Source organism: Zunongwangia profunda SM-A87 (genome assembly GCF_000023465.1).
In the GTDB taxonomy this organism is placed as follows: Bacteria; Bacteroidota; Bacteroidia; order Flavobacteriales; family Flavobacteriaceae; genus Zunongwangia; species Zunongwangia profunda.
Window position 1 is genome coordinate 905836 of the sequence record NC_014041.1, and the last position, 21434, is coordinate 927269.

15 protein-coding genes are annotated in these 21434 nt (G+C 36.6%); 7 read left to right on the forward strand and 8 right to left on the reverse strand.

The window, feature by feature from the left end; all coding sequences use genetic code 11:
• Nucleotides 1-58 precede the first annotated feature (58 nt).
• The gene (locus ZPR_RS04035; protein WP_013070343.1) at nt 59-742 is read right to left on the reverse strand and encodes a cell division ATP-binding protein FtsE; all 684 of its coding nucleotides are present in this window, start codon (nt 740-742) and stop codon (nt 59-61) included.
• A 287-nt stretch (nt 743-1029) separates the two neighbouring features.
• On the opposite strand from ZPR_RS04035, the gene ZPR_RS04045 reads away from it, so the two are divergent.
• The 5 genes from ZPR_RS04045 to ZPR_RS04065 all read left to right on the forward strand — a co-directional run bounded on the left by ZPR_RS04045 (nt 1030) and on the right by ZPR_RS04065 (nt 9880).
• A complete protein-coding gene (locus tag ZPR_RS04045; protein WP_013070344.1) occupies nt 1030-4053 on the forward strand; it encodes a tetratricopeptide repeat protein in 3024 nt (1007 codons plus the stop codon).
• 47 nt (nt 4054-4100) lie between these two features.
• Nucleotides 4101-5837 (forward strand): TonB-dependent receptor, encoded by a 1737-nt coding sequence (locus ZPR_RS04050; protein ID WP_013070345.1) that lies wholly within the window; start codon nt 4101-4103, stop codon nt 5835-5837.
• 220 nt (nt 5838-6057) lie between these two features.
• A complete protein-coding gene (locus ZPR_RS04055) occupies nt 6058-7182 on the forward strand; it encodes a hypothetical protein (RefSeq protein ID WP_013070346.1) in 1125 nt (374 codons plus the stop codon).
• Between the two features lie 97 nt (nt 7183-7279).
• On the forward strand, nt 7280-8905 hold the full coding sequence (locus ZPR_RS04060; RefSeq protein ID WP_013070347.1) for an amidohydrolase: 1626 nt from the start codon (nt 7280-7282) through the stop codon (nt 8903-8905).
• Between the two features lie 42 nt (nt 8906-8947).
• Nucleotides 8948-9880: a peptidylprolyl isomerase gene (locus ZPR_RS04065; RefSeq protein ID WP_013070348.1), complete on the forward strand. Its 933-nt coding sequence runs from the start codon at nt 8948-8950 to the stop codon at nt 9878-9880.
• Nucleotides 9881-10053: 173 nt separating this feature from the next.
• Here ZPR_RS04065 and ZPR_RS04070 read toward each other — a convergent pair whose 3' ends face one another.
• Nucleotides 10054-10695 carry a peroxiredoxin gene (locus ZPR_RS04070; RefSeq protein WP_013070349.1) on the reverse strand — a complete coding sequence of 214 codons (642 nt, stop codon included), beginning with the start codon at nt 10693-10695 and terminating at the stop codon, nt 10054-10056.
• A gap of 155 nt (nt 10696-10850) precedes the next feature.
• Nucleotides 10851-11411: a thioredoxin family protein gene (locus ZPR_RS04075; protein ID WP_041578662.1), complete on the reverse strand. Its 561-nt coding sequence runs from the start codon at nt 11409-11411 to the stop codon at nt 10851-10853.
• Between the two features lie 68 nt (nt 11412-11479).
• Here ZPR_RS04075 and ZPR_RS04080 point away from each other — a divergent pair, with 68 nt between their 5' ends.
• Nucleotides 11480-11815, forward strand: coding sequence for a tRNA-binding protein (locus tag ZPR_RS04080; RefSeq protein WP_013070351.1), 336 nt, complete (start codon nt 11480-11482; stop codon nt 11813-11815).
• Between the two features lie 60 nt (nt 11816-11875).
• Here the strand turns inward: ZPR_RS04080 and ZPR_RS04085 are convergent, their stop codons facing one another.
• The 5 genes from ZPR_RS04085 to ZPR_RS04105 all read right to left on the reverse strand — a co-directional run bounded on the left by ZPR_RS04085 (nt 11876) and on the right by ZPR_RS04105 (nt 20111).
• On the reverse strand, nt 11876-12577 hold the full coding sequence (locus tag ZPR_RS04085; protein ID WP_013070352.1) for a potassium channel family protein: 702 nt from the start codon (nt 12575-12577) through the stop codon (nt 11876-11878).
• A 7-nt stretch (nt 12578-12584) separates the two neighbouring features.
• Entirely contained in the window at nt 12585-14348 is a 1764-nt protein-coding gene (locus tag ZPR_RS04090; protein ID WP_013070353.1) for a TrkH family potassium uptake protein, read from the reverse strand.
• 960 nt (nt 14349-15308) lie between these two features.
• Nucleotides 15309-17828, reverse strand: coding sequence for a M14 family zinc carboxypeptidase (locus tag ZPR_RS04095; RefSeq protein ID WP_041578663.1), 2520 nt, complete (start codon nt 17826-17828; stop codon nt 15309-15311).
• Nucleotides 17829-17899: 71 nt separating this feature from the next.
• Nucleotides 17900-18277: a PUR family DNA/RNA-binding protein gene (locus tag ZPR_RS04100; protein ID WP_041578664.1), complete on the reverse strand. Its 378-nt coding sequence runs from the start codon at nt 18275-18277 to the stop codon at nt 17900-17902.
• Nucleotides 18278-18353: 76 nt separating this feature from the next.
• A complete protein-coding gene (locus tag ZPR_RS04105) occupies nt 18354-20111 on the reverse strand; it encodes an ABC transporter ATP-binding protein (protein WP_013070356.1) in 1758 nt (585 codons plus the stop codon).
• 136 nt (nt 20112-20247) lie between these two features.
• Between ZPR_RS04105 and ZPR_RS04110 the strand changes: the two genes are divergently transcribed.
• The gene (locus tag ZPR_RS04110) at nt 20248-21351 is read left to right on the forward strand and encodes a Glu/Leu/Phe/Val family dehydrogenase (RefSeq protein ID WP_013070357.1); all 1104 of its coding nucleotides are present in this window, start codon (nt 20248-20250) and stop codon (nt 21349-21351) included.
• Nucleotides 21352-21434: the final 83 nt, after the last annotated feature.

Here is a 21434-nt window from a genome sequence, read left to right on the forward strand (position 1 = left end):
CTTTTTTTATTATTTTCTTTTTGAAATTCCTAAAAGCAATTTTAGCTTTCTAACTTTTTTAGACCGTTTTCTGCACTACTTCAAATACACGTTGACCGTCACATTTTAGGGTTTTAGAAGGATATTTTAGTAACAATGCATAATCATGAGTAGCCATTAAGATAGTATTCCCGTTACGGCTAATTTCCTGTAATACTTCCATCACTTCTACCGAGGTTTGCGGATCCAGGTTTCCGGTAGGCTCATCGGCAAGGATTAATTCAGGATCATTTAAAAGTGCGCGGGCAATCGCTACACGTTGTTGCTCTCCTCCTGAAAGTTGGTATGGAAATTTAAAACCTTTGGTTTTCATCCCTACTTTTTCTAAAACAAGATCAATTTTTTGATCCATATTGTTTTTGTCTTTCCAGCCTGTTGCTTTTAATACGAAAAGTAGGTTGTCTTTAATATTACGATCAGTCAACAACTTAAAATCCTGAAATACGATGCCCAGTTTTCTACGTAAATAAGGAATATCTTTTTCCTTTAATTTTCTAAGATTAAAATCGACTATGGAGCCTTCACCTTCGGTTAAAGGAAGATCGCCATAAAGTGTTTTCATAAAACTACTTTTGCCAGTACCGGTTTTTCCTATAAGGTAAACAAAGTCACCTTTATTCACCGTAACATCAACTTCAGAAAGTATAAGGTTTTCCCGCTGGTAAATTGCAGCATTTTTAAGTTCAAGAACAACATTGGCCATAAATCAGAATTCTTTTCAGTATAAAAACTTTTAAAGGTTATTGCCCAAGACCTTTGCTTGGATATTTCTTTTAAGCACCCTAAAAACTGAAGCCAAAATTATACAATTTAAGTTTCAATTTTTAGAAGAATCAGATAACACTTCAAGCTATAAAACTAAGGCTAAATATACATTTTTAGTACACTGCAAAAGCACTTTTTTCTACATTAACATAATTATAGTGTTTAAATCGCGTTTAGAATTAAAGCATTAAATTATCTTTGATTACCAAACCTAAAAAACTATAAATGACAACCGGCAAACCTTACCTAATTGTTGTTTTTTTATTGGTGGCAAGTATTGGATTTTCCCAGCAGTCTGCCATTTATACCAATGATCTTGTAAAATTTAATAAAGCCTTAGAATTGTATAATAATGAGCAATATCTGGCTGCACAAAAACTTTTTGCAGATGTTAAAGAACAAGCAACAGACGAGAAAATTAAAGGCGATTGTGCTTACTATGTAGCCAATGCCGCAGTGAGATTAAACCAACCAGGGGCAGATGAGCTTATGGAGCGTTTTGTTTCCCGATATCCAACCAGCACTAAAACAAACTCTGCTTACCACGATGTAGCCACTTACTATTTTAATACCGGTAAATATCCACAGGCACGTAAATGGTATGATATGGTCGATGAAAAAAGTATGAGCCGTGCCGATCTAGAGAAATATTACTTTAATAAAGGATATGTTTATTTTCAGACTAATGATTTAGAACAGGCGAAAAATTATTTTAACCGGGTTGTAGATTCTGAGCAGTATGGGGCCCAGGCGAAATATTATATTGGTTATATGGCTTACGAATCAGACGATTATGACCAGGCAAACCAGTACTTTGATGAAGTAAAAGGGGACGAGCGTTACGGCAAAGAACTTTCGTACTATCAGGCCGATATGAATTTTAAGCTTGGGAATTTTGAAAAAGCCATTCAGCTTGGTAAAGAGCAGTTGCCAAAATCGAACGTGGTAGAAAAATCACAGCTGAATAAGATTATAGGAGAAAGCTATTTTAATTTAAAGCAATACGATCAGGCTATTCCTTACTTAAAAGAATACCAGGGTGTAAGAAGAAAATGGAATAATACCGATTATTACCAGTTAGGCTACGCTTATTATAAGCAAGGGGATTATGCAAATGCGATTTCAGAATTCAATAAAATTATTGATGGTAAAAACGCGATTGCTCAAAACGCCTACTATCATTTGGCACAATCGTATCTGGAATCGGGACAAAAGCAGCAGGCATTAAACGCATTTAAAAATGCCAGTGAAATGGATTTTGATGCGAAGATCAAAGAAGATGCAATGCTGAATTACGCAAAGCTTGGTTACGAAATTGGGAATAGTTATGAGAGCCCTTCTAAAGTATTGATTACATTCCTGGAAACCTATCCAAATTCGCCAAATAAGGCTGAAGCTGAGGAATTATTAATCAACTCTTTTATCACTTCAGGAAATTTTGAAGAAGCGATGAACCTTTTAGAAAGCAATAGAAATTTTGCTGATAAAGTGGCTTATCAAAAAGTAGCGTATTATTACGGACTTCAGCTTTACGAAGAAGGCGATTATTATGAAGCGATCAAGAATTTTGAGAAAGCCTTAAAAGAACCTCGTGATCCAAAAATTACCGCAAAAGCGACCTATTGGAAAGCTGAAAGTGAATTTAATGTGAACAGAATTGACGATGCGATTATAGGCTATAAAGAATTTGGAGGAATGACAGCTGCTGCCGGAACCGATGAAAAAACAGATTTAGATTATAATATTGGATACGCGTATTTTAAGAAAAACGAGTATGATCGCGCTATCGAATATTTTAAAAGATATGCTGAAAATAGCCAGCATGACGCAGCTAAAAGAAACGATGCTTATTTGAGGCTAGGCGATAGTTACTTTGTAAATAGCCAGTATTGGCCGGCAATGGAATCATATAATGCAGCTATCGCAAACGGAGTTGGTAATGCCGATTACGCGGCTTTCCAAAAAGCTATTAGTTATGGTTTTGTAGATCGAAACGAACGTAAGATCGAGGATCTTTCAGGATTCAATAGTAAATATCCCCGATCAGCTTTTCGTGACGATGCATTATATGAATTAGGAAATACCTATGTGGCGACCAATAACACCTCGCAGGCGATTTCAACCTACGATCGTTTAATTAGAGAAGTGCCAGGAAGTGCTTTGGTTCCTAAAGCAATGTTGAGACAGGGATTAATTTATTATAATTCCAATCAGGGAGAAAAAGCGCTTAGTAAGTTTAAAAAAGTAGTAAACGATTATCCAAATACCCCTGAAGCGATGGAAGCGGTTTCTACAGCTCGTAATGTGTATGTAGACTTAGGTAGGACAGATGAATATGCGGGTTGGGTTAAGAATATTGATTTTGTTGAGGTTAGTGATGCCGATTTAGATAACACTACTTACGAAGCTGCCGAAAATCAATATTTGGCAAATAATACCTCACAGGCAAAATCGAATTTCGAGAAATATTTAAAAAGTTTTCCTAACGGAATTCATGCTATTAATGCAAATTTCTATCTAGCGCAATTACAATATCGCGATGGTGATAAAGAAGGATCTGTTCCACATTATAAGTATGTTATCGCTAAACCAAATAATGAGTTTACCGAACAGGCCTTAGCAAGACTTTCTCAAATTTATCTTGAAAAATCACAATATCAGGAAGCATTACCATTGTTGCAGCGTTTAGAGCAGGTAGCCGGTGATACTCAAAATAAGATTTATGCACAGTCTAACCTGATGAAATCTTACGATGAGATGAATCAGCCGGGACAGGCAGCAGCTTATGCCGATAAAGTTTTGGCGAATCCGGAAGCCGATAAACAGGCAAGAACCGATGCGCAATTAATAGTGGCAAGATCGGCTATAAAATCGGGTAACGAAGCAAAAGCAAAAACAGCTTATGCGGAAGTTCAAAAAACGGCGACTGGCGAATTAGCTGCTGAAGCACTGTATTATGATGCTTATTTTAAAAATAAAAGTAATAATTATGAAGCTTCGAATGCTGCGGTACAGGTATTAGCCAAAGATTTTTCAGGATATAAAAAATGGGGGGCTAAGGGATTGGTGCTTATGGCTAAAAACTTCTATAAACTAGGGGATGCTTACCAGGCCACTTATGTTTTGGATAATGTGATTAAGAATTTTAGTAAATATCCAGATGTGGTTCAGGAAGCTCAACAGGAGCTTTCCAGAATAAAAGCCGAAGAAGCAAAAACCAATTCTTCCGTACAAACCGGAAATAATTAAATCCTAAAAGGATCAGATCAACCTAACAACAATTTAAGAAATTATATATGAAATTTGTTTCAGTAAAAAGGAGCTTGTTTTTATGTCTGTTTTTAGTAAGTGGTTTTGCTTTTGCACAAGACCCAATAGATAGTGAAACAGTTACGGTGGTAAAACCTTATTCGCCATCGGTACGAGAGGCTTCTAAAATAAAAGCGGTACCAGGGAAAGCAGATTCGGTAAGTACTACAAAAAAGTCGGTCAAATATAATATTTTCTCGGTTCCGGTAGCTTCAACCTTTACTCCTGTAAAAGGAAGGGCCACCAGGGTAGAACGTGTTCGTCCTCCTAAAGCTTACGATAATTATGCAACTTTAGGATTAGGAAATTATACCAATGTCTTAGCCGAATTTTATAGTAATATCGAAGTAAACCGCGATCAGAACTTTGGAGTTTATTTGCTGCATAATTCTTCTCAGGGAGGGATAGATGGTGTTTTATTGGATAATAAATTCTACGACACATCGCTTAATCTTAATTATGGAAGTAAAGACCGTGATTATTCCTGGAATACTGAGCTTGGTGTGCAACATCAGTTATTTAATTGGTACGGTATTTCTGAAAACGTTCCAATGACTGATGCTGAAATTCTTACCACGGTAGATCCGCAGCAAAATTATTATTCGGTTTTTGGAGGTGGAAATATCGAGCTGTATGATTCTTTCTTTAAAACTGCCGATCTTGAAATTAGACAAACAGGTGATGCTTTTGGAACTTCAGAGCAAAAAGTAGATTTAAACAGTACGTTAGAATTTAATATTGCAGACGAATTAATTACAACAGATGTTCAGGCCAATTTTGTAAATGGCTCGATGGATAGAATTTATGCCGAAAATGTTGAAAATAAATACACATTTTTAAATGTGGGAGTGACTCCAAGTTTATTAATTCTAAGAAATAATTTAACCCTTAATATAGGGGCTGCATTTTTCTATGGTTTAGATACAGAAAATAGCGATAGTAACTTCTACTTATATCCAAAAGTTACCGCCAGTTATAAGTTAGCCGGTGATTATTTTACGCCTTATGCTGGTTTGGAAGGGGGGCTTAAGCAAAATTCCTACTACGATTTTGTGCAGCAGAACCCTTATATTTCACCAACTATTATGGTAGCACCCACAGATAATTTATATAATTTTTATTTAGGTGCAAAAGGAAAATTGACCAACACTGTTTCTTATAATTTTAGAGGAGGCTACAATGCGGAGGATGTAAAACCCCTTTTTGTAAGAAATGTTTATAACCCGGATATTAGGGAAGGCTACGCTTACGGAAACTCTTTTGGGGTAGTTTACGACAATGTAAAAACACTCTCGTTTTTCGCGAATATTAGTGTAGATGTAAACGATAATTTTAGGTTAGGAATTACCGGAGAATTTTTTGATTATGATACTGATCGTGAACAGGAAGCATGGAATTTACCAAATTATACTGCCGAGCTCACCGCAGATTATCAAATTACAGAAAAATGGTACGCTGGTGCTAACCTGTTTTTAGTAGGAGAGCGGGAAGCGATGGCAATTGTGGATAGTCGTCCTGTAGATGGCGGTATAGAGAGAGCATTTATTACTTTAGATAGTTATTTTGATGCGAATGCTCATGTAGGTTATCGCTTTAACGATCAACTTTCAGCGTTTGTGAAAGGTAGCAACCTTTTAAATAACGATTATCAGCGCTGGAGCGATTTCCAGGTACAGGGAATCCAGGTTTTAGGGGGCGTAACCTATAAATTCGATTATAATTAAGAACTCTTAAATATATAACTACGAAAGGCGACCAGATCATCTGGTCGCCTTTTTGTTTTATTAAACTGTAAATATCTGTTTTAATTCTTACAAGCAATTTAAAAACTTCTTAGTTTTGTCTCACAAAATTGATAACAATAAGAAAACATAGGATCAAGAAAATTAATAATCTTTGTATGTTAATTTGCATCCAAATTTGTCAATAATCTAAGCGTAATTAATGGCTAAAAAATTTAAACGTATTAACCGGGATCGTCCTTATTTAAATATCCTGGATTTTCTTGTAAAAGAAAGAACCTTCCTGGGCATCATCATGGTTGGTATTATCGTTGCCGGTATCTCTACCGGGTATGGTAGGGCCGCAATGTGGGTGGGATTCTTTTTTGCTGCTTATGCTACTGTAGCTAATGATAGTATCCAGTCTTTAGGAACTTTTATTGAAAGTAATAAAGCTAGAAAATGGTGGATATTATGGCTTTTTGTAGGATCGATTTTCCTGGTCACAGTTACGTGGAGTTTCCTTCATTACGATGGAGATGTGACCTATCAACGACTTTTAAACCCCGATGGAACGTCAGATTATCCACATCCCGAGAAGTTTAGTTTCTTCCAGATCATAGCTCCTTTAGTGTTGTTAATTCTTACCAGAATGAGAATGCCGGTATCGACGACATTTCTTATTTTAAGTGTTTTTAGTGCGGATACCTCTGGAATCACTTCAGTAGTTGGTAAGAGTTTGTCGGGTTATGTAATGGCTTTTGTATTATCCTTTGCAGTATGGTATTTATCATATAATGCCATAAGAAAGTTTTTTAAAAGTCGTAAAGCGCATACCGGTTGGATGGCGGTACAATGGATTGTGAGTGGTTCACTTTGGGCGGTTTGGGTAATGCAGGATGGGGCAAACATCGCTGTTTTCTTACCCAGACATCAAAGTCTGTTTCAGTTTATCATATTTGCGGTAACCATCTTTTTAGGGCTAGGATTGCTATTCTATTTGCGAGGCGATCGTATTCAGGAAGTGGTAAGTGAAAAATCACGAATTTCAGATATACGTGCAGCAACGCTGGTGGATTTAACTTACGTTTTATTATTAATCTACAAGCTGTTTATTAGTACTGTACCTATGAGTACCACCTGGGTTTTCCTTGGAGTTATCGGGGGGCGTGAGATTGCTATAAGTTTGGCCCGTAAGAAAAAAGGTAAAAAACATCGAAAGAAAGCCTTTAAATTAATTGCCAGAGACTTTATTTACGCTTTTTTAGGACTCATTATTTCTGTTGCCCTTGCGGCGGCGGCAAATAAAAGTATTCGTGATGCAATTTTTGCAAGTATTAGCGTATAATTCTGGGAGCATTTCTTCAGAACCATATAATTTCATTCAAATGCACCTTAGATAAGGTGCATTTTTTATTTTTACAACTTATCTTAAAAAGTGAACTATGCGTAATATTTTTACAATTTTATTTGTATCGGTTATTTTGTGTTCTTGCGATTCTAAGCAGAAAGTAGATCTCATTGTAACCAATGCGAAGATTTATACGGTAGATGAAGATTTTTCTATGGCCGAAGCTTTTGCGGTAAAAGACGGAAAATTTGAAGCAATTGGGACAGCTTCAGAAATTACGTCGATTTATGAAGCAAATAAAACCATAGATGCCCACGGTAAAGCAGTCTATCCAGGTTTTATTGATGCTCATGCGCATTTTTATCGTTTAGGCCTTCAGCAGCAAATGGTAAATCTAGTCGGCACAAAAAGCTATGAAGAAGTAGTAGCAAGAATCGTTGAATTTCAACAAAAAAATAATAAGTCCTTTATCACAGGGGGTGGTTGGGATCAAAATGATTGGGAAAATAAAGAGTTTCCAGCCAAAGACACCTTAGATCGTTTATTTCCGGATACGCCAATTGCTTTAAGCCGAATTGATGGTCATGCCTTACTGGTAAATCAAGCTGCGTTGGATAAGGCAGGGGTTACTACAGAAACTACTTTTGAAGGTGGTGATATCGAGCAGAAAAATGGGGAGTTAACCGGTATCCTGGTCGATAATCCTATGCAATTAATTTTTGATGCGCAACCAAAACCAACCGAAGACGAAATGGCTGAAGCCTTGATGACTGCTCAAAAAATGTGTTTTGAGTATGGTTTGACTACCGTGGTAGATGCCGGTATCGATCGTAAAGTGATCGAACTTATGGACAGTTTACAACAGCATCGGGATTTTAAAATGAGAATCTATGCAATGATTAGCAATACCGAAGAAAACCTTAATTATTATCTTGATAAGGAACCTTATAAAACTGAGCACTTAAATGTACGATCGGTAAAATTTTACGGTGATGGCGCTTTAGGTTCTCGAGGAGCCGCTTTAAAAGAGGAATATAGTGACCGTCACGGTCATTTTGGGGCCTTGCTTTCTCCTATAGAGACTTTTAAAGAGGTAGCGGCTAGAGTTGCAAAATCAAAATATCAGTTAAATACGCATGCTATTGGGGATTCAGCTAATTATGTGGTGCTAACAACTTATGATTCTTTGCTGAAAAATGATCCTGACCGCAGATGGCGGGTAGAACATGCTCAGATTATTGATGAAGAGGATTTTAAATACTTCAGTAAAAATATAATTCCTTCTGTCCAACCTACACATGCTACAAGTGATATGTACTGGGCAGAGGATCGTTTGGGTGAAGAACGGTTACAAGAAGGCGCTTATGCATATAAAAAATTATTGGACCAGGCAGGATTGGTTGCTTTAGGTACTGATTTTCCGGTAGAGCAAGTAAGTACGTTCTTAACCTTTTATGCGGCAGTAGCAAGAAAGGACACTGAAAACTATCCTGAAGGCGGCTTTATGAAAGAGGAAGCTTTAACTCGTGAAGAAACCTTAAAAGGAATGACCATTTGGGCGGCTTATGCGAACTTTGAGGAAGAGGAAAAGGGAAGTATCGAAAAAGGTAAATTTGCCGACTTTATCCTATTGGAAAAGGATATTATGGAGGTAGACGAAAGCGAAATTCCTAATCTAAAAGTAGTGGAAACTTACCTTGGGGGAGAAAAAGTGTTTTAAAAAACAGAAAAGAGTATCTTTGCTAAAATTAAAAACTAAAAAATGGATAACGGAATATATGCTAAGTTTCACACCACGAAAGGTGAAATTTTAGTAGCATTAGAATATGAAAAGGCTCCGGGAACAGTAGGAAATTTTGTTGGGCTTGCTGAAGGAAATTTAGAAAACGAAGCAAAATCACAGGGAACGCCTTATTACGACGGATTAAAATTTCATCGGGTAATTCCAGATTTTATGGTTCAGGGTGGTGATCCTCAGGGAACTGGGTCTGGTGGTCCAGGTTATAAATTTGATGACGAAATTCATCCAGATCTTAAGCACGATGCTCCAGGTAAATTATCGATGGCCAATGCAGGTCCTGGTACTAACGGTAGTCAGTTTTTTATTACTCACGTAGAGACACCATGGTTAGACGGGAAGCATACGGTATTTGGAAGTGTGGTTGAAGGTCAGGATGTTGTAGATAGCATCGCTCAGGGTGATAAAATCGAAAAGTTAGAAATTATCCGTGAAGGGGAAGAAGCTAAAAATTGGAATGCAGTAGAAACGTTCCGTCAGTTTAATGGTGCTAAAGCAGAGCGTGAAGCTGCTGCCCTAAAGCAACAGGAAGAACTTCTTGGTAAATTAGCACAGGGTTTTGAAAAAACCGATAGTGGTTTACGCTATAAAATTGAGAAAGAAGGAGACGGTAAACAAGCCGAAAAAGGAAAAACGGTTTCTGTACACTACAAAGGTCGCTTGGCCGATGGTACTGTTTTTGATTCTTCCTATAAAAGAAATCAGCCTATAGAGTTTCCTATTGGTGTAGGACATGTAATTGCTGGTTGGGACGAAGGTATTTTAAAACTAAAAGTTGGTGATCAGGCAAGATTTGTGATCCCTTCTCATCTTGGATATGGTGAGCGTGGTGCTGGTGGTGTAATCCCACCAAACGCAACCTTGATTTTTGATGTAGAGTTAATGGATGTAAAATAATACAGAATAATTATAAAAAAAGCTGCTCGACCGAGCAGCTTTTTTTATTGGTACCGCCAAAGGGCGTAATAGCCGTCCCGATAGCAATCGGGATGCTTTGGAATTGAGATTTTGTCTCTATCGAATGCCTTGTGGGCTTGCCCAAAGGTAATTTACGATTGTTTTTTAAGAAATTAGTCCAAATTGGGTTGTGGGGTCATTCTCAAATATGGTTTCACTTCTTTATATCCTTTAGGGAATAGACCTTTAGCATCTTCGTTAGAAACCGCAGGACTAATAACTACTTCTTCACCATGTTTCCAGTTTGCCGGAGTCGCTACTTTATGATACGCGGTTAATTGTAAAGAATCGATAACACGAAGAATTTCTTCAAAATTCCTACCGGTACTTGGTGGATAGGTTAATGTTAACTTTACTTTCTTATCAGGACTAATAATAAATACCGATCTTACCGTCGCTTTATTATCTTCATTTGGATGGATCATGTCGTAAAGATTCGAAACATTTTTATCCTCATCAGCGATAATGGGATAGTTAAGTTTTACTTCCTGAGTTTCCTCAATGTCTTTTACCCAACCTTTGTGAGATTCCATATCGTCGATACTTAAAGCGATTACTTTAGTGTTACGCTTATCAAATTCTGGTTTGTAATTGGCTACAGTTCCTAATTCCGTAGTACAAACCGGCGTATAATCTGATGGGTGAGAGAATAATATTCCCCAACTATCGCCAAGATAATCGTAAAAATTTATTTTTCCTTCTGTAGTTTCAGCATCAAAATTTGGTGCAGTATCTCCTAATCTTATAGTACTCATAGTCTGATCTTTTTAAATTGTATTCAAAATTAAAGAAAATCAAATCAAATAACCTATTAAATCTATAGGATAATTGTGTTTTGTGAAAAGTTTAACCCGATATTTCTTTTTCTGGAGAAATAAGAGGTTATTTCATATAATTTAAGCAGTTGGCACTAAGACTGTTTCCATTTAATATTGCAGCCAATACTCGGTTTTTGATCATCCGCAACTTTTTCTCCGGCAAGAATAGCATCCATGGCATTTCTAAGATCTTTTCCGGTAACCGGTTTTTCGTTTCCGGGACGAGAATCGTCTAGCTGACCACGATAAGCGAGTTCTAAATTTTCATCAAAAAGAAAAAAGTCTGGCGTGCAGGCAGCATCATAAGCTTTTGCAACACTTTGGTCTTCATCGTATAAATAAGGGAAAGTATATCCTTCTTTTTGAGCAGCTTTTTTCATTAATTCCGGGCTGTCGTCAGGATAATTTTCAACGTCATTGCTGGAAACTGCCACTATTCCAAATCCTTTAGCCTGATATTCTTCGCCTAGTTTGGCGATTTCTGAATTTACATGCTTTACGAATGGACAATGGTTGCAAATAAACATGATTAATATTCCTTTTGGTCCTTTTAGTGCTTCAAGATCAAAGGTTTTATCGGTTACTGTATCGTATAATTCAAACTCTGGAGCTTTAGTGCCCAAAGCCAACATATTTGATGGAGTACGTGCCATAATTTTTTACTATAAATTTACAATTTTGTACTCTAGAATATCTAAATTTCCGTAGAAATACAAATGCTATGGAAATAAGTTGGAAAGACTTTGAAAAAGTTGAAATGCGGGTAGGAACAATCATCGAGGCCAAGCAGTTCCCAGAAGCCAGGAAGCCCGCTTACAAATTAAAAATTGATTTTGGAAAACATATAGGTTTTAGAAAGACCTCTGCACAAATTACCAGAAACTACGAGCCACAGGATCTGGTAGGGAAACAGGTCATTGCGGTAATTAATTTCCCAGATAAGCAAATCGCTAATTTTATGAGTGAATGCCTGGTTTTGGGAGCAGTAGGAGATCATAACGATATTGTCCTTATTGAGCCTGGTTTAGAGGTTGAAAATGGCATAAGAATTGGGTAGGGTACACTAATAATGATTGCAATAATGCTTCAATTTTGAAGTGATTTTTTCAATTCAAAATTATCGATCTCTTTTCTGCTGATCTTCTAATAATTTTCTGATATCTTTTTTGTTTCCGTAGATCACCATGATATCGCCTTTGTATAGTTTGGTGCCTGCGGAAGCAACGCCTTTAATATTGGTTATTTTTTTTGCGCACCCAAGATCGTTTTTACCTTCAGTGACTTTCATTGTAGTCAAAATAATAAGGTCATAATCTTCTCTAAAGCGTATTTCCTGTAAGGTTTTATCGTGGTATTGATCCGGTACCTGCACTTCAACAATACTATAATCCTCATTAAGTTCAAAGCTATCTACCACTCCGCGCATATTCAGTTTTTTGGCCCAGCGCTCGGCGGTTTCTTCTTCAGGGTGAATAATCTCATCTACGCCCATAGCTTCTAATACCATTTCCTGCAATCCCTGTTGTGCACGGCTAATAAGTCGCTTTACATTTAACTTTTTCATCAAAGCTGTGGTCATCACATTGGCGCCCTGATTTTCTCCAATGGCTACCACTACAACATCGGTATCCCTAAGAGGCAGGTTAGATACAGCAGCCGATTCTGTTGCATCAAGATTAATCGCATGTGTGATTTTATCTTTTATGGATTCGATACGATCCATACGAATATCTACACCAATAACTTCATTGTTAAGTGCAGTAAGCTTTTGGGCTAATGAAGAACCAAAGTTTCCTAATCCAATAATGATATATTTCATAATGCTATTAGTTAATTAAAACTTCCTCTGTAGGGTATTTATAATTTAAATGTTTTACATCAGCCAAAAATGCGGCCATAATAGTAAGCATGCTTACTCTACCGGCAAACATGGTCATGATAATTACAATTTTTGAGGCACCGGAAAAATTTGCAGTAATCCCTAAGCTTAATCCTACGGTACTGTAAGCAGAAATAGATTCGAAAGCCACATCAAGTAAGTGCATATCGGGGTCAAAATAAGAGATCATTAAAATCGATAATCCTACAAAAAGTATAGATAAGGTCATGATCGCAAAAGCTCTTCGTAAAGAGTTATTTGCAATTTCCCGGTTATAAACTTCTACACGGTCTTTACCTTTTGCCAGACTTAAAAAATTAAGCGTAGCAATAGCTATCGTGCTTGTTTTAATACCACCACCTGTAGATCCAGGGGAAGCACCAATCCACATTAAAAACATAATCACCATGATGGTAGAGAAATGCAATGCCCCCATATCGACCGAGTTAAACCCGGCAGTTCTAGGAGTCGAGGAACCAAAGAAAGAAGCAGCCAGTTTTCCAAGGAAATTATAATCTTTTAGGGTATTGTTGTATTCAAAGAACATAAAGAAAACCGTACCGCCCACGAGTAATATCGCTGTGGTGACCAGTACAATTCTGGAATTCAAATTCAAAATCCATGGCATATGAACCGGCTGGTCTGGTCTTTTAAACCGTAAAAAATTCTTTTTGATAAAATACTTTCCATACTTATATATGTTAAGTACAATAGGAAATCCTAAACCTCCCAGAATAAACAGTACTGATAAAATGATATGCAATGGAAAATTAAATCGATATTCCGGTTGGTATAGACTATATTCTAAAGTAGAAAAACCGGCATTACAAAACCCTGAAATGGTGTGAAAAACCGAAAAGAAAATACGATCACCAACAGTTTCGAATAATTGAGGATCTAAGCTCATATAAATTAATAAACCTCCTATAAATTCGAATACAAAAGTGATAAATAAAATCTTTTTTAATGCCGAAAAAACTTCGCCCAGTGTCTCTGAATCTGTGACGTTTTTCATCATTAACTGATTCTCATACGAGGTGCTACCCCGGAAAAAATAACTAAAGTAACTGGCAAAAGTCATGATTCCCAATCCCCCAAGCTGAATTAAAACCAAAATGATACTTTGTCCAAAAGTTGTAAAATAGCTACCTGTATCGACCACAATAAGTCCGGTGACACAAACTGCGCTGGTAGAGGTGAATAAAGCATCTAAAAACGAAATGCCGTTGTGAGTAGCTTTAGGAAGCATAAGGCACAGTGTCCCTATTATTATGAGTATTAAAAAACTAATAATAAACAGTTGTGCCGGATTGATAATTTCTCGATCGATCTTTAATTCGAACCTGGATAATTCCCGGATAAAATAAATAACGATAGCCAGGTAGATCCAGCCCATTTTATTGAAAAATTCGAAAAATACAAGATTCTCTCTAATAGCATCAACCTGTGCAAGAGCGAGGAGGCCAAATAGCGAGAAAATGATAGTATCGAAAAATCTAACCTTGTTAGGGAAACGATCATTGGCGATAAAATAACGTAAAGCAATAGAAGGAATTCCAACGAGAAGGGTAATAAAATAAAAGGTTCTTATTTCGATTTCAACAAATTTCTCATGAGAAAAGCCTAAATCAAAAATTATTGCTATTACCGCAAAGAAACTTAGCCAAAAAGAAAACCTTCTTAGGTACTCTAAAATTTTATATTTACTCATACACTACTGAAATTGTAGTAAAATTCAGTTTAGTTGGGTGCAAATCGAAGTACGCACGCGCTAAAATATAGCGCAAGATAAATAGAAAAGGATAGACTTTAAGAAAGATTGTTTTAAATAAAACCCAAAATTTACTCGATAAGCGAAAGCTTAAGCAGCCGCTGTTGAGTTCAAAGTTTAAAAGTTCAAGGTTTAAAGTTGTTTTTTTCTATCTTCATTTTCAAATCAATAAATTTTCTTGTTTTCAAAATCAAGACTCCATCATCTATTTTCTCTTCTCTCTTTTCTAGCTTCTTTCACGCTTTGGCTTCGATACAATCGCTCCTTTGTCGCAATCACTCAGCCGCCGTTGAGTCCAAGTACAAAAGTTCAAGGTTTAAAGTGTTGTTTTCCTATCTTCATTTTCACATCAACAAATTTTCTTTTTTCCAGAATCAAGACTCCGTCATCTATTTTCTCTTCTCTCTTTTCTAGCTTCTTTCACGCTTTGGCTTCGATACAATCGCTCCTTTGTCGTAATCACTCAGTCGCTGTTGAGTTCAAAGTTTAAAAGTTCAAGGTTTAAAGTGTTGTTTTCCTATCTTCATTTTTACATCAACAAATTTTCTTGTTTCCAGAATCAAGACTCCGTCATCTATTTTCTCTTCTCTCTTTTCTAGCTTCTTTCACGCTTTGGCTTCGATACAATCGCTCCTTTGTCGCAATCACTCAGCCGCCGTTGAGTCCAAGTTTAAAAGCTCAAGGTTTAAAGTGTTGTTTTCCTATCTTCATTTTCACATCAACAAATTTTCTTGTTTCCAGAATCCAGGTCTGTTTTCAGGATCCATTTTGTAGCCATTCAACATTCAGCATTTAAAATTCAAAATCCCTCCTGATTCTTGGTTCCTGTTTCCTAAATTTCTTTTTTCTAGTCTATTTTCTAATGTCTAACAGCGTAGCGATCTAACTTCTAACTTCCTATCACATGTGATCGCCGAAGAATATAGCATTCATCAATAATTTATTGGTGCCATACCAGAATGCTCTAAAGTTGGTGTTGTCTGTAAAGTAAATTACCTGTCCTTTGCCAAAACCATTTGTTTTGAATGGGACCGTATTTTTTATCTCTTCGTTTTTTTCTTCACTTATATAACCACTTAACAAAGGATCGTTGGTGTATTGAATGGGATTGTTAAAGCTCTGTTCGTCAGCTTCAACAAAAATAGTGGTATTTCTAAAAAGCGCTAAATGGTCATTTTTATATCCAAAGTTAATAGGATGAGAGCGGTCTAATTTTGTTTCAAAAATTGCCCCGCCAATACCTTGAGATCCGTAAAAATCACTGCGCTGCTCAAAACTAATATTTTTAGCTTTTATTGGATTGTTTTTGGTTTTAATGTCTAGTAAATTATTGGTACTTAGGTAACGTGAAGCATTTCTATATGCAATTAAAGTGCCTCCGTTTCTAATCCATGTTTTAAGTTTTTCAGTATCATTTTTATCCAGAGCAGTTCCCCAGTTGTTTACTAAAATAATATCGGTGTATCGGCTAAGATCGGCACGTCCAAAGTTACGGGTATTTAGTTTGGTTACTTTAATATCATAGCGTTGATCAAACAAGTGCCAAATTTCACCGGCATCATATGGGGTAATACCTTCGCCAACTAAAAGAGCGATTTCCTGATTCTCTATCGGAAGGAAAAAGCGACTCCCCAGATTGATCCCTGAAGTTAAGCCGGTATCTACCGCATCGATCGTAATATTAGCCGTTTCAGCAACATTTTGTAGAAAATCGAAAAGTTCTTCTTTGTTTAGTTTTTGATTCTGAACGGGAATCATGATACTGCCGTAGTCATATTGTTTTGTTTTAGTACCAAATCTTTGCATAGCAACTCGCGCCCTTAATCCTTTATTAAGGATCATGTTTAAGGCTTTTGGTGCATTATAATCATGCCACTCCATTACATAGGCATAAGAGCTTTTTTCCATGGCAGGAACTTGTGGTTGCTCCAGTACCTCAATCATTTCTCCGGCATGATCTAAAGAAGCATTCTCCGTATAATCTAAATTAAAAGCCAGAGGAAATGTCCAGGCAGAGATATCATAAAATAAACTATCTTCAAAACTTGTTCTTTTTTCAAACATAGCTTCTACCAGTTGGTGTTGTCTCTGGTTTTTTGGGATGATATATGCTGAACCTGGTTTGTATGTTTTTCCGTCTTTACTAAATTCTTTTGTTACAGGGTGAATTTTAATTTGGTGTCTTTTCATAATCTCAGCCAAATGATAAGCTGTGGTGGCATCTTTGGTATTTCCAAAAGCCCAGGCGCCTTTACCGGCAGAACTCCTGGCGTTATTATAGAAATCGCGTTGGTAATTCAACAACTTCACTCGCATGTTTTTTGCAGCTTCTAAAGTAGAGAGAGCGGCGGTAAATTGATTTCTTATAGTGAATGGAAAAGTTAATAAGCCATTATCGGTTTCTTGTGCATGCCCGCGAGAACTTGCCTGTTCAAATAAAATCCCGATGCTTCCATTGATATCGGGGAAGGTAGATCCTTTTCCGTAATAAAAGTCATCATAGCTTTCTTCTGTAAAATAAAAGCTTCCCAATTTATCAAAAGCGGCTGCATGATATTTCCCGATCTCTTGTGTTAATTCTTGATTTAGGTTTGGTGTTAGAGGATGGGTTCTGGAAGGAATGCCAGGTTGAAAGAAAAAAGAAGAATTAGAACCCATTTCATGGTGATCTGTAAGAATGTTAGGATACCATTTATGGAAGGTTTTAATTCTAGCCTGTGATTCCGGTAATTGTGCCGGCAGCCAGTCACGGTTAAGATCAAACCAATAGTGGTTGGTACGACCGCCCGGCCAAACTTCGTCATACTCCCGATCTTGCGGATCTGCATTAATATTGGCACTACGATTGGTATTTGCCCAATAGGCAAAACGTTGTAATCCATCTGGGTTGAAAGAGGGATCAAAAAGAATAATGGTATGGTTTAGTAAATCTTCAATTTCATCACCTTCGGCAGCGGCTAAATAATAGGCGGCAATAAGTGCAGCATTAGAACCACTGGGTTCGTTACCATGTATGGAAAACCCCTGGTTTACTACGATGGGCATCTCTTTGGTGTTAAGATTGGCAGCGCCATCTTCAACTAAAGCTTTATGATCCTGCCGGATCTTGTCGATATTTTGAATGTTTTTTTCTGAAGAGATCGTTAGTAATAAAAGTGGTCGTCCTTCGTAGGAGGTGCCGCGATTTTCTATACTAATACGTGGGGAAACTTCAGCAAGTTTGGTCATATAGTTCACCAATCGATCATGGCTTACATGCCATTGTCCCGGCACAAAGCCAATAATGTCCTGTGGTTTTGGAATGTCAGCATTATAGCTAATGGTTTTTGGTAAATAGTAATCGAGGCTTAAAGTATCGAAATCCTGTGCCTGAAAACCCAATGATGAAATTAGAAAAAAGAGGGTGAGAAATTTCTTCATAATTTAAAGTTGAGGTATAAAACAAAAAACGCCCCGGATTAGGGGGCGGTTAACAATTTAAGTGTAATTTTTTAGATATCGTCAAAGCTAACATCAGTAAAATTTTCTGGAGCAGTTTTGGCTTCAACTGCACCGGTACCTTCATAGGAAGGTTTAAAATCTTTTTGGTGACGTTCACTTATTACCTCTTCTCCTTTTTCATCAAGAATAAAATCGGTCATTTCCTGAAGAATCTCTGTAAAACCGGCAAAATCTTCCTTATAAAGGTAGATTTTGTGTTTTTTGTAATAGAAAGATCCATCGTCATTGGTGAATTTCTTGCTTTCTGTGATGGTAAGGTAGTAGTCGTTGGCACGCGTCGCTCTCACATCAAAGAAATAAGTTCTTCTTCCTGCTCTTAGTACTTTAGAGAATATTTCTTCTTTCTCCATCAATCCCTTGTCGCTCATAAAATATAATTCTTTAAATGGTTTAGTAAAGTTGCTTTCAAAAATCTAAAAAAAATTAACATCTTACAAGAAATTTTCACATTTCTTTTTCATTTAACTGTTTTGCGTACAGTTCTTTATAATATCCGTCTATTTTAATTAATTTTTCGTGAGTGCCCTGTTGTACGATATTTCCGTCTTCGAGAATAATTATCTTATCTGCATTTTTTGCAGAAGAAATTCGATGACTTACAATAATAGTTGTCTTATCCCTTGATATTTTGAAAAGATTGCTAAGAATAGCTTCTTCTGTTTCGGTATCTACTGCGGAAAGGCAATCGTCGAAAAGCAGAATTTGTGGATTTTGGATAATCGCTCTTGCGATAGAAACCCTTTGCTTCTGTCCTCCAGATAAAGTAATCCCTCGTTCCCCTAATACCGTATCGTAACCTTTGCTAAAGTTTTTGATGTTTTGATGTACAGAGGCTGTTTTCGCAGCTTCGATTACATCTTCATCGGTAGCATTGTCTTTCCCAAATTTAATATTGTTTCTAATAGAATCACTAAATAAAAATGCATCCTGGGGCACGTATCCAATATTACGTTTTAAATTATCAAGATTTAGGTTTTTTACGTTTATACCATCAACTTCAATCGATCCTTCTTCGACATCATATAATCGCCCAATGAGATCCAGAACAGTAGATTTTCCGGATCCTGTTTTACCAATAATCGCCAGAGTTTCTCCCTGATTTACTTCAAAAGATATATTTTTTAGAGCCGTAATATTGGTGTCTTCATAAGTAAAAGTCACATTTTTAAAATTGACTTTACCTTTAATAATATCAGTGGTTTCTTTATGATTTTTAATTTCTGGTTCGCTATCCAGAAACTCATTAATTCGTTCCTGGGAAGCTTCGGCCTGCTTAACCAAAGAAGTTACCCACCCAATTGAAGCTACCGGCCAGGTAAGCATATTTACATACAATAAAAATTCTACAATGATACCAAGGTTATCAATTTGTCCGGTGATATATTGTCGACCGCCTACATAAATCACAAGAACGTTGCTTATCCCAATAAGGAGAACCATAAGAGGAAAGAAAAAAGCCTGTACTTTTACCAGATCGATATTTTTATCTCTGCTGGTATTAGAAAGATCGGTAAAATTATTATCGGTTTGCTGTTCTAAACTGTAGGATTTTATCACAGCGATTCCGCTAAAACTTTCCTGAGTGAAGGTGTTGAGTTTTGATAAATATTGCTGAACTACGGTACTGCGTTTTTGAATGGCGACACTTAATTTATAAATCGCAAATGATAGAATGGGCAGCGGAATTACGGTGTATAGCGTAAGGACAGGGGCGGCCTGGATCATAAAGATCAATACTACTATTGTTGAAGTAAGCGTGGTTACCGTATACATAATGGCAGGCCCCAAGTACATTCTTACCTTACTAACATCTTCACTAATACGGTTCATTAAATCCCCCGTGCGATTTTTTTTATAAAAGTTAAGGGATAATTCCTGATAGTGTTTGTAAACTACATTTTTTAAATCGTATTCAATATGACGAGAAACTACAATAAAAGTTTGTCGCATAAGAAAGGTGAAAAATGCAGAAATCAGAGTGGTACCTACCAGTAATAAAATGTTTTTTAATAATTCTGCTTTTAGGGAATCGTAGCCGGTAATTTCTCCATTTATATATTGCTCTATAGCATCGGTAGAGTTCCCCACCAATGGAATAAAATATAGACCAAAAATCCTGGAAATAATCGTTACGACCAGCCCTAGAATAAGTTTCCATTTATATTTTAAAAAGAATTTATTGAGTGTTCTTAAATGTTTCATCCTTAAAATTGATCTCTTATTTTAAGAATATGTTATTTTTACCACAATTCCATGGTGTAAAATTAAAATATTCTTATTTTTGCGCCGTCATTTTTAGGATATTTAAAAATGACATTAATTTAAAAACCCGCAAATTATGCAAGTTGATGTTTTAAATGCTAAAGAACTTAAAAAAGCTGCACCGGTATTTGGACAGCTTTCGTTCGATAATCATGAACAGGTTGTTTTTTGTAACGACAAAGATACAGGATTAAAAGCAATAATAGGTATTCACAACACAGTTTTGGGACCGGCTTTAGGTGGTACCAGAATGTGGAATTATACCAGTGAATGGGAAGCATTAAATGATGTATTACGTTTATCTCGTGGGATGACGTTTAAAAGTGCGATTACCGGTTTAAACCTTGGTGGTGGTAAGGCTGTTATTATAGGTGACGCCAAAACCCAAAAAACTCCAGAGCTAATGATGAAGTTTGGAGAGTATGTAGATTCTTTGGGTGGAAAATACATTACCGCAGAAGATGTAGGGATGGAAACTGCAGATATGGATCTGGTAAGAGATGTAACGCCATATGTAACCGGGATATCTGAAGAAAGAGGAGGATCAGGAAATCCTTCACCTGTTACTGCCTACGGTGTGTTTATGGGAATAAAGGCAGCTGCGAAATATCAATTTGGTACAGATGAGTTAGAAGGACGCTCTGTATTGGTACAGGGTATTGGTCATGTAGGAGAGACCTTAGTGGAATACTTAATAAGTGATGGAGCTAAAGTTTATATAAGTGATATTAGCGAAGAGCGTTTACAGGAAGTGAGCAAGAAATATGGTGCGATTATTTTTGATGAAGCCGATGTTTATAGTGCACATGTAGATATTTATGCTCCCTGTGCTTTAGGAGCTACAATTAATGATGAAACCGTAAACCGTCTTAATTGTAAAGTTATTGCCGGTGCCGCAAATAATCAATTGTCAGACGAGGTAAGACACGGACAAATTTTACGTGAACGTGGAATTGTTTATGCTCCCGATTTCTTAATTAACGCCGGAGGAATTATAAATGTATATGCTGAATTAGAGAAATACAGCAGACAAGAGATTATGTCTAAGACTCAGAATATTTATAATACCACACTGCAAATCCTTGAAACTGCGGCTAAAGAAGACATGACAACACATTTTGCAGCACTTAAAATTGCAAGGCAAAGAATAGAAGATAGAAAAAAATCAAGTTTGAAGTAGCCAGAATCAAAATATTGGTATTTTTGCAGGGCGAAAGAATAATCTTTCGCCCTTTTTAAATTCTAAAAAAGTTCTTTTACAAT

What these genes read in the sequence shown, in the direction of transcription:
- ZPR_RS04080 (WP_013070351.1), top strand. Translation starts at nt 11,480, where the DNA reads ATGGAAATAAGTTGGAAAGACTTTGAAAAAGTTGAAATGCGGGTAGGA.
- ZPR_RS04100 (WP_041578664.1), bottom strand. Translation starts at nt 18,277, where the DNA reads ATGAGCGACAAGGGATTGATGGAGAAAGAAGAAATATTCTCTAAAGTA.
- ZPR_RS04070 (WP_013070349.1), bottom strand. Translation starts at nt 10,695, where the DNA reads ATGAGTACTATAAGATTAGGAGATACTGCACCAAATTTTGATGCTGAA.
- ZPR_RS04085 (WP_013070352.1), bottom strand. Translation starts at nt 12,577, where the DNA reads ATGAAATATATCATTATTGGATTAGGAAACTTTGGTTCTTCATTAGCC.
- ZPR_RS04090 (WP_013070353.1), bottom strand. Translation starts at nt 14,348, where the DNA reads ATGAGTAAATATAAAATTTTAGAGTACCTAAGAAGGTTTTCTTTTTGG.
- ZPR_RS04110 (WP_013070357.1), top strand. Translation starts at nt 20,248, where the DNA reads ATGCAAGTTGATGTTTTAAATGCTAAAGAACTTAAAAAAGCTGCACCG.
- ZPR_RS04055 (WP_013070346.1), top strand. Translation starts at nt 6,058, where the DNA reads ATGGCTAAAAAATTTAAACGTATTAACCGGGATCGTCCTTATTTAAAT.
- ZPR_RS04045 (WP_013070344.1), top strand. Translation starts at nt 1,030, where the DNA reads ATGACAACCGGCAAACCTTACCTAATTGTTGTTTTTTTATTGGTGGCA.
- ZPR_RS04105 (WP_013070356.1), bottom strand. Translation starts at nt 20,111, where the DNA reads ATGAAACATTTAAGAACACTCAATAAATTCTTTTTAAAATATAAATGG.
- ZPR_RS04065 (WP_013070348.1), top strand. Translation starts at nt 8,948, where the DNA reads ATGGATAACGGAATATATGCTAAGTTTCACACCACGAAAGGTGAAATT.
- ZPR_RS04095 (WP_041578663.1), bottom strand. Translation starts at nt 17,828, where the DNA reads ATGAAGAAATTTCTCACCCTCTTTTTTCTAATTTCATCATTGGGTTTT.
- ZPR_RS04050 (WP_013070345.1), top strand. Translation starts at nt 4,101, where the DNA reads ATGAAATTTGTTTCAGTAAAAAGGAGCTTGTTTTTATGTCTGTTTTTA.
- ZPR_RS04075 (WP_041578662.1), bottom strand. Translation starts at nt 11,411, where the DNA reads ATGGCACGTACTCCATCAAATATGTTGGCTTTGGGCACTAAAGCTCCA.
- ZPR_RS04035 (WP_013070343.1), bottom strand. Translation starts at nt 742, where the DNA reads ATGGCCAATGTTGTTCTTGAACTTAAAAATGCTGCAATTTACCAGCGG.
- ZPR_RS04060 (WP_013070347.1), top strand. Translation starts at nt 7,280, where the DNA reads ATGCGTAATATTTTTACAATTTTATTTGTATCGGTTATTTTGTGTTCT.